Below are 9651 nucleotides of genomic sequence, written 5' to 3'. Positions count from 1 at the left end.
GATTTGGGCGAAGCGCGCGAGTCGATCACCACGCTTCGAAATTTGATGGCCTCTGCCGCTGGCTCTCGAAGGGAAGGGCAACTCTGGCCGCCAGAGGACTGGGCAGATCAGGCGCAATGGACGTCTGGGAGCAGGCGCTTGAAACCGACCGCGCGACAGTTGAACAGATCGCGGCGTCCAAGGGCGTCCACATCCAAGACCTTGCGGAATACATCGACAAGCGGCGGGCGGCCGCCGTGAAGGAGTGTCAGCAGCTCTGCAGTTGAAGTCGGCGTAGCTGATCGCTCATGTCATGGCTCTACGCTCGGGCGATCGGCATTCGGATTTCGTGCAAAGTGGACAGGTCGGTTGCCGCGGGCAAAACAAAAGCCCGCTTGCGGTTGCAGAGCGGGCTTCGATGTTGGTTGCGGGGGTAGGATTTGAACCTACGACCTTCGGGTTATGAGCCCGACGAGCTGCCAGACTGCTCCACCCCGCGGCGCGGATTGTAATAGCAATGCGGCGATGCGTCAAAGTGTGTCAGCGCTCGTTATTCATCCTCGTCCTCAGTTTGAGGATGTACCCGTATTCCAGGTCACCCGTGGGGCCGCAGGCTTAATCCGTTACGACGATCTGCTCATCGTCGGTGTCGTCGATCTGAAATTCACTCACCCGGCACGCACGGACATCGAGTATCAGGCGATTCAGCGCTTCGAGCTTTGCGTCAGTATGGTCGACTGACATTCCTGCAGTCTGGTTGATGGCAGATTGGCGGGCATCGAGCAATAGCTTAAGCGCGTTCGCTCGCCTCATGAAAATGCGATTTTTCACGCCTCACCTCAAATGTGCACGGCGACGACAGCATAACGGTCAAAATCGATGCGGTGATGTACGGGGCATGTGCAACCGCTGCGAGTTCGCCAGTCGATCATGCGAAAAGAATAGGCATTTCCGCGGCGAATCTAATAAATCATTTCTATTCCGCGCATTCCTTGGAGAGCCGCCCGGGGAACTCTTCCGGGTTTTCCGCAGACGGGATCTCGCTCCATGCCGCCTCGCGCTTGTCGACCATCCTCAGGATCCTATTTTTCACGGTTGCTGACGACGAGGCGGGGCGGCGCTCAGCGCAATTCTGCGCTCAGCTTCTCGACGAAGCGCACCCCGCCGTATCCGCGCCGCATGCGCGGAGCTTCGGTTTATTGCCGGCGGCGGAAACACCCGCCTATCCATCCTTCGTGGATGACTTGTTCAAAAGTACTTTGTCGCTTGGACCCAAGCCCTGGGCGAACGATCGCTGTCCGAGGTAGGCGGGTCGGAGTGCAGTCGCCAGGCGACGCTCATCTTGATCGCCCAATCACGTCCCTCGTTGACATTCAGTCCGATACCGGCGCCGGTCAGTGTTCGGGTATTGGAGCTCGCTGTCCACGGCTCCTTATTCACCCGTACGTGGCCGCGGTCGATGAAAGCGGCAACCTGCCAAATGCCCGGAAGCGGCAGGGGGACGAGATAACGCGCTTCGACCGTCGCTAGGTAGCCTTGGTCGCCGGGCGCTTCGCCTTGCGGGTACGCGCGTACACCATTTGCGCCCCCCAGCGAGAACTTTTCCGACGAGTCCAGGTTCTTCGAGGCGAACTGGGCCATAGCGGAGACATACAGGCTGAAGCGGTCTGCGATGCGCTGCAGGCGCAGCCAAGATGTGTTCCACCTCCCGAATCGACCCGCCGTGTGTGCGGAAACATCATCCAGTGCCCGAGTGACGCCGTCCAGACTTAGATTGCCAGTCGTGTAACTCAGTGAAAAGCTATTGATTGCTCCGCCCGCCAGGCTATCCTGCGAGTCGCCACTGAGACCAACGGTCCAGTTATTCAGGCCCTTGTGCAACTCCGTGTCGACAATGCCGATGCGATCCTTGAGCTTCAGGTGATCGTATTGAAGCTGACCATACAGGTTAAAAGTGCGACTGCGAACGAAGGGCTGTTGCAGATAGAGGCTGCCGATCTCGGCATTGCCCGAGGCATCGAGCTGGCTCAGTTTGTTGCCCAGATGATAGTGCATGTCCGATGCAGCAATTCCGACCCGCGTGCCGAAGGCGTTGATAGGTAGTTGATAGGACCCACGCCCATAGACCATGCCTCGTCCGCTGGTGAGTGCCCGGAACGTGGCCTGATCGCCCAGTTGGAAAGGATTGTTAATGTTGATTGTCCCACCGCCGCGGAGCTGGCCACTGTAGCGGTCGCCGTAGGTGTCGACCTCGGCGTCGCCGCTGATGCGCGGGCCGGGGGCGACATCCACCAGCAGGTCCGACGTGCCAACGGTGGCGCCGGGTCTCAATGTAGACTTGACCTCGATGCCCGGCACGTCCGATAGCAGCAGCAGTGACTCCTCGAGGGGGCGGTCACGCACCACCTCGCCGGCGTGCAGACGCGTGAGCGGCGCCAGCGAAGCACCGCCGGCACCAGCGGCGTTGTCCACCTTCACCTCACCAAGCCGTCCTTCGACGACAGCAATTTCGACCACCCCGGCTTTCACGTCCTGAGCAGGCAGGTAAGCACGTGCGAGCAGATAGCCGCGCGTGCGGTAATACCGCGTGATCCGGGCAGCGAGCTCTTGCAGTTGATCCAGGGATAATTCCTTGCCTTCGCCGTCCGCCACCAGGGCGCGCAAGTCGGATTCGGCGAACTGCAGGGCGCCCGTGATTTCGAAGTGAGTGACCGGGATGCGAGCACCACCTTGGGCTTCTCGCACCGGCGGCTCTTGAATTTCGATTTTCGGCGCTTCGCGCTCGGGCAGGCTCGGTGCTGGTCTGTTTTCCTCGAGCAGCCGACCGGCGTCGGGCACTGGCTGGGCGAGAACCGCGGGGGCCAGCAGCAGCATAGTGAGCGGAAAATGCTTGAAGCGATAACCGAGTAATGGCATCAGTTTGTTCCATTAACCGTCACGGCAATACGGGCACCGCCGTGCCGCACCTTATCCGTGCGGCACGGAGCCCCAATGATTGGGGATGCTCGCAAAAACGCACGATAGGGCGCCGTCGTCCGTTTCCACTGCATCATTTATACGGCTAATGAACAATCAAGCTTTAGTGGCATTTGTTCTTATTGGTGCTCACGCACGTGATCGTCAAGGCGGTCGCGTTGCTGCGCGCCTGGACAAAGGCGTAGTTGTTGTGGTTCGCGGTCAAGCCGCTTCCGTTGATCGGATACTGCCCCGCGCTGGACGAAGAAGTGGCGGTCGTGGTCCACACGGCGGTGCCGCTGGTGGCGGACGTGAGCGTCTCGTTGGCGACAAAGCCGGTCACATAACCGCTCAGCGTCGGAATGGCCGAGCCTTGGAGCATGCTGGATTGATTGGCCACGTAAGTTAACGTAGCGGGGGTGATCTTCCCGGCTCCACTGGCGCTCGTCGGCAAAATGTAATTCGCCAGCAGCGTGCCGGCACCCGCGGTGTAGTTCGCGCTGGCGAGGCTGGCCGTGACCGTGGTGGCTTCGTCGACATTCTTGCTGTTATAGCTGCCGATTTTTTGGTTGATCGTGGCCGATTGGCTGCCAACAAATCCACTTAGCACGTAGCGGCCGTTGGTGATGGTGGCGGCCCCGTCGCCGTTATAGACCTTGCTGGTCGTGCCGCTGATGCTGGCCGTCAGGGCTTTGGGATTCACCGTCAGCGTGCCGTTGCCGTAGCTGATTGCGTAGTTGTTCGACACGTAGCCCGTGGGGTTGATGCTGTAGCTGCCCGCGTTCGTCGCCCCCTGGGAACTGCCCCCATAGGTCAGTGTGCCGCCGAGGACGGATGCGGTCTCGCCGTTGACGAAGCCCAGGTAGGTCACGCCGTTGCCACCGCTGTACGCGGTGCCATCGTAGGTCTTGCTAGCGTTGTTAGCGGTAACGGTCAGCAGGGCCTGATTGATCGTGCTGGTGGTGTTGTTCGCATAACTGACCTGGTAATTGCCACCTGAATTGCCGTCATTGACGGTGACGCCATTGACGGTCACCGTCTTGTTGGTACCGGCGTTCTTGTCCGTGAAGGCGAAGCTGCCGCCGGACAGACTGTCTCCCCCGAACAGGGTGCCGGCGGTGACGATGGCCGTGCCGTTGGCACCCGTCGTGCCGTCATAGGTCTTGACGACGTTGTTCGTTGAGAGTGTGAGGAGTGCCGGCGTGATAGTACCGGCCGTGCTTTGTGTCTGGACGGCGTAGTTGCCCCCCCCGTTGCCATCATTGATCGTGTAGCCGGTGACGTTCAGCGTGCTGCCGCCTGTACCCAATACGTTTTTGGAACCGAAGGCCTGCGTGAGTCCAGCGACACTGTCGCTGCCTAGTAGACCGCTTACCGTCGGCGTCGCCGTGGAACTCGTCGTGCCGTTATAGATCCGGTTGTCGGTCGTGGCGGCGATCGTGAGTTGTGCCGGATTGATGGTCAACGTGCCATTGACATAACTGATGTCGTAGGTGGTGGACCACAACCCACTGGGTGAGATCAGGTAACTGCCGGCATTACGGGCGCCCTGAGCGCTGCCCGTGTAACTCAAGGTTCCCGAGAGCGACGCATTGGCATTGGAGAGGGTCACGCCATTGCCACCGGTGTACGAAGTGGTGTCGTAGGTTTTCGTCGCGTTATTGGCCGTGACGGTCAGCGGTACAAGGAACGACTTGAGGAGTGGATACGTATAGCCGTTGTAAATGCGCCAGGTATTGGTGAAATCGAACCCAGCGAAACTGCTCTGCTGCGTCATCTGGGCATCAGTGAGCCCGACGCCGCCGGCGCTCGTTGTTTGGCCTGTCGTCGCGGTGTCCCAGTAGGCATTGCTCACCGTGCCGGTGTAGTCGTTGTATCCCACCAGCCCACCGACGTTCTGCGAATTGGAACCTCCATTGACGCTGCCGGTGGCGTACGCGTTGCTCACGATGCCGCCGTAATTGGCTCCGACCAGCCCGCCGACGTAGGAGGTACCGCTGACGCTGCCGGTGGCATAGGCGTCCCTGACCTGCGTGTTGGAGGTGAAAGTAAACCCAATCAACCCGCCGACGTAAGAAGCGCCGCTGACGCTGCCGGTCGCATAGACATCGGTTACCGCGCCCCAGTTTTCCCCTATCAGCCCGCCGACTCTGATATTGCCGTTGACACTGCCGGTCGCGTAGGAATTGCTCACGGCGCCGGTGCCGTAGTTGAATCCGACGAGCCCCCCGACGTACGAGGTGCCGCTGACGCTGCCGGTCGCATAGGCGTCGCTGACCGTGCCAGGATCGGAGCTCCATCCCACCAACCCGCCAACAGCGGAACCGCCGCTGACACTAGCCGTGGCGTATACCTTGCCCATCGTGCCGCCGTTGACTCCCACCAGCCCGCCAATATCCTCCGAACTGGAACCGCCACTGACGCTGCCGGTGGCATAGGCATTGGTCACCGTGCCTTCGTTGATCCCCAGCAGCCCGCCGACATAGTTCCCCCCGGTGACGACACCATTGGCAATGCCGACGTTCATGACCGTGCCGCTCGAATAACCGAACAGGCCCACGTAGTTTTGGGAAGGACGGTTGATCACCAGATCGTTGACGGCATGCCCGGCGCCGTTAAACGTACCGGAAAAGGGTGTCGTCTGGTCGCCGATCGGGACAAAGCCCGTGGCTACATTCCACATCCCCGACGGTCTGGTCAACTCGCTCATGTCGATATCGCCGGCCAGGGTGTAGCTGGCAGCGGGGTTCATCGCCATGAGTTGCAACTGATGGGCGTTGCTGATGCTTGTGCTGTATTCCGAGCGCAGGAAGGGGCGCGTGTTGCCCGCGCTCATCCACCAGGTGTTGGTGAAGTCGAAGCCGGCGAGGTTTGCCGGCTGCATCATCTGGTCGGTGGTCAGCCCGGTGCCGCCGGCGCTCGTGGTTTGCCCCGTCGTGGTGGTGTCCCAGTAGGCATTGGTAACCGTGCCTCCCGAGTTGTATCCCACCAGCCCGCCGACCGCGGTAGTGCCGCTGACGCTGCCGGTGGCGTAGGCATTGGTCACCGTGCCGGCGTTGGTTCCCGCCAACCCGCCGACACTGGTAGTGCCGCTGACAGGGCCGGTGGCGTAGGCATTGCTCACCGTGCCGACGCTGGTTCCCGCCAGCCCACCGACACTGGTAGTGCCGCTGACGCTGCCGGTGGCGTAGGCGTTGCTCACCGCGCCGTTGCTACCCCCCACCAGCCCGCCGACGCTGGCAGTGCCGCTTACACTGGCGGTGGCGTAGACATTGCTCATGGTGGTGCTGTTGAATCCCACCAGCCCGCCGACACTGGTAGTGCCGCTGACGCTGCCGGTCGCATAGGCATTGCTCACCGTGCCGAAGACGTTGTATCCCACCAGCCCGCCGACGGAGTCATACCCTACGACGGAAGCATTGGCCATGCCCACGTTCGTGACGGTGCCGACGGAGAAGCCGAACAGGCCCACGTAGTATTGGGACGGCCGGTTAATGGTGAGATTGCGCACGACGTGCCCCAAACCGTCGAAGATGCCGGAGAATTCATTCGGGTAGTTGCCCACAGGTGCAAATCCTGCCCCACCGTTCCACGTCGCGGTAGCGCTTGCATCGATGTTGCTGCCCAGCGCATAGTTGCTGGACGGCCCGTTTTGCATACTTTGCAAAGCGTCCAGCGAGTTGATGACGGTATAGCTTCGGCCAGCAATGATCAGACTGGGCGTGAGGCCGGACAGCGTGATGGTGGACCCGTTGTTCAGGGAATACACGCCCCCGAGATTGCCGGTATTCGGCGTGAGCGTCAGCCCTGCTGTGTTACCCGTGGCCGTGATATTGGCATTGACGTTGATATTGCGATAGGCAGAAAGCGTCAGGCCCGTATTGGCGGCCCACGATACCGTATCGTTGACGTTGATGTCACCGTTACCGGCGGTTGCGCCGCTGCTGCTCACAATCGTCACGTTGTTGCTTTGTAGCTGCTGGGAGAGATTCGCTCCCGTCATATCGCCCCCGGAAGCCGCAATCGTGTAGTCGGTGGGGTCGATCAGCCACTGACCGGTCTGACCGTACGGGGCCGCCGTGGTGATGCGTGCGCTGTCGGCCACCTTCAGATGCTCACCGGAGGTCTCGATCGCCCCACCATTCCCGCCGTTGGGAGCCGAGGCGTCTAGGGTGCCGTCGACCGTCACGGTCCCGCCCCCACCCAGCAGCTTGATCGTGCCGCTGTGCGTGTCGATCGTCTGCGCCTCGATCACCCCCTCGTTATTCACCACCGTGTTGAGCAGCGCGTCAGCCGCTTTCGCAGTGAGCAGGACCGTGCCGCCATTGGCCTGAATCAGTTGCTTGTTCTGCGCAAGTGCGCTGACGGCGCCCTGATCGACTTGGAGGTTGAGGAGTTTGTCGCCCGCGAAGTCCAGTGAGATCTGATTGCCTGCGCCGAGCGCCACCGTGCCCAACCTCGCCTGGATCACGCCTTCATTGGAGACGTGCCCGCCGAGCATCGCAACATACCCCCCGTCGGACACGCTCAGGGTTCCCTGGTTGACGACCGTGCCACCGTTGCCCGTAAAGATACGCTTGCCCGCCAGAAAATCCGCATCGCTAAGGTTGAGCGTCGAGGCGAGCAGGCCGCCCACATTAACTTGGGCACCAACGCCAAACAGGATTCCGTTGGGGTTGAGCAGCCATACTTGGCCGTTGGCCGCAAGCCGCCCATAGATCTGACTGGTTTCGGTTCCCAGTACCCGGTTCAGGGCAATGGCTGACGAGTTGGGTTGGACGAACGTCACCGACTCAGTGGCACCGATCCCGAAGGTGTTCCAGTTGATGGACAGGTTCGGCGATGACTGGTTGATCGTCATCGCGGGGCCGCTTTGGGCAATGCTGCCCTGGCCCGCCGACACCTGCCCGCCCGTCGGCAGGCCATGGGCCGTGACGCTAAGCGAGAGGAGCACTGCGGCGCTCAATGCGCGTGCACCTGCCGATTTCGATCGGCCTCGGGCCGTTTCCGAAGCGGGCACATAAGCGTCCTGGTAACCACTCCAAACAAGGCGATACACATGGTTCACGGCTGTTCTCCTTGTTTTGCGATAGATGACAGCGACATTTCAAGCACCCCATGACCTTGAGTACTGTCATAGATGATTTGGTATCCGATTGGATCAGGGCGGTGCGGATATGAAGGTCTGTTTCCCGTCATGTGACCTTGTGCGACGGCGCTGCGTATAGTGTTGGGGTCAAGCAAACCCTGCGCCATGTATTGAAGCTTCAGGATTGGTGGAGCAGAAGCAAGGTGAAAGCTTGCAGGCTGGAAAAATACGTTTCAGAAACGAGACAACCGATTTCGTATCAGACGGTTTTCGCTCGGTCGGCCCGGATCCCGCAACACGATCGGTTCCGGGCAGTGGCCCGTTTGACGCTTAGCGAGCGAATCCGTTGACAAACCAGAGAAGGGGCTAGTGAAGCCTTTCCCGCGCGTCGCAAGCCGCCGGGTCGAAACGCGTGGATGAAAATGTTTCAGAGTTGAACGACTATGATCCGAAGAGCAGTCGCGCGATGGCTCTCACGCCACTGCCTTTTCGATGTTCGTTCATGATGACCGCGCGCTCCTCTGCGCTCAGATGCTTGTACTTCTTCATCGCAACACCCTACCTCAATCTGGGTGTTGCACTTTAAACTAGGGACTAAGCTGCTCGACCTTGCCTTTGGAAAGTCATGTCAGGCTGCGCTATACCCTTGGATTATCTCCATCGTGAGGCGCGTTCGGATGCCCTGCTTTTTCAGAGTGCCGTCTTGGCAAACCGTCCCGGCCTTGCCGATGTAGAGGACTTCTCGTTCTGCATTTCGATGGCCAGAAATAACGTAACGCCGAATTCTTGAGGAACTTGTTCACGAACCACTGCCTCATTGATTGACTCACCTTGAAGCAGACGGAACTCGCCGCACATGAACGCAGTTTCCCGAATTCTTTTCCAATGCGGCATCGAAGCCCGCAATGTTTGGGGAGCCACTGGTGTCAGACGCTTGCAGTCCGCTCCACGTGTCTTCCGCCTGACGGTGCCATTCCACCCCCTTTTTTTCGTTGCAGGCGCGTATAGCGGTCCGCATGCGTTGGAGCGCGTGGGGTGCGGCGTCAAGTGCATTCTCGTTTTTGTGCAGCCCTTGAGCCGAACTAGACTTCGGATGAGTACGTCCGCCGCGCCGGGGAGATGCCATGGAACGCGTGATGAAGAGTTTCCTGCTTGTTGCTGCCGTGCTGGCCGTGATTGGCGGCGCCGTCACTTGTACAGTCCTCTCCGCACCGGCGGCGCACGCTGAGCCGTGCGGCGGCCGAGGGTATTCGCAGAACAGTGACAGTAGCGGCAACTCGCCCTGACCCGAGCAAGCGGCGCGCGTCCGTGCGCTCGCGTGGGGGAAAAGGCGTCGCGCGAGGCCTCGACGACAAACCGTCATCTTCATTCCAGCGCCTTTCGACCGTCCGACTTCTCCCAACCGTCGTCCCCCCGCGATGTCGCCCAGCGCCGATCCTGGCTGCCCGCCGATCCCCGGAACAGCCACGCGGAATGCGCTCAGTTCGCCGCATCGCGGCTGCACGTGCTTCGGTAATCTGCCATTCCAACCAGCCGTACCGAAATGGGTGCGCGGACGGCCCGCCGCGTTTGTCGCGTCGTCGCCGTGCCGCCCGACCTGACGAACGACCCGCCGCGCCTCCCAGCCT

At 60.7% G+C, this 9651-nt stretch carries 4 protein-coding genes, 1 tRNA gene and 2 pseudogenes; 2 read left to right on the top strand and 5 right to left on the bottom strand.

The genetic code is table 11. The features are described 5' to 3' along the window. Positions 1-266 (top strand): annotated as a pseudogene (locus tag ACV22Z_RS31395) (hypothetical protein); the annotation flags it as partial. Between the two features lie 135 nt (positions 267-401). Here the strand turns inward: ACV22Z_RS31395 and ACV22Z_RS31390 are convergent. From ACV22Z_RS31390 to ACV22Z_RS31370, 5 genes and pseudogenes are all read right to left on the bottom strand, one after another. After that, positions 402-478: transfer RNA gene (locus ACV22Z_RS31390), tRNA-Met, on the bottom strand. Between the two features lie 116 nt (positions 479-594). Continuing rightward, positions 595-810 (bottom strand): hypothetical protein, encoded by a 216-nt coding sequence (locus ACV22Z_RS31385; RefSeq protein WP_448080125.1) that lies wholly within the window; start codon positions 808-810, stop codon positions 595-597. A gap of 417 nt (positions 811-1227) precedes the next feature. Further along, complete coding sequence (locus tag ACV22Z_RS31380) at positions 1228-2895, bottom strand: ShlB/FhaC/HecB family hemolysin secretion/activation protein (protein WP_448080124.1); 1668 nt, start codon at positions 2893-2895, stop codon at positions 1228-1230. Between the two features lie 163 nt (positions 2896-3058). Continuing rightward, complete coding sequence (locus ACV22Z_RS31375; RefSeq protein ID WP_448080123.1) at positions 3059-8002, bottom strand: GLUG motif-containing protein; 4944 nt, start codon at positions 8000-8002, stop codon at positions 3059-3061. Between the two features lie 474 nt (positions 8003-8476). Further along, positions 8477-8572, bottom strand: a pseudogene (locus tag ACV22Z_RS31370) (helix-turn-helix domain-containing protein); the annotation flags it as partial. Positions 8573-9147: 575 nt separating this feature from the next. Between ACV22Z_RS31370 and ACV22Z_RS31365 the strand changes: the two are divergent. Then, positions 9148-9309 (top strand): hypothetical protein, encoded by a 162-nt coding sequence (locus tag ACV22Z_RS31365; RefSeq protein WP_448080122.1) that lies wholly within the window; start codon positions 9148-9150, stop codon positions 9307-9309. The last annotated feature ends 342 nt before the right edge of the window (positions 9310-9651 follow it).

Source organism: Burkholderia sp. PU8-34 (genome assembly GCF_053427725.1).
The sequence above is the reverse complement of the archived record's forward strand: the minus strand, read 5'-3'. Positions and strand labels throughout refer to the sequence as shown.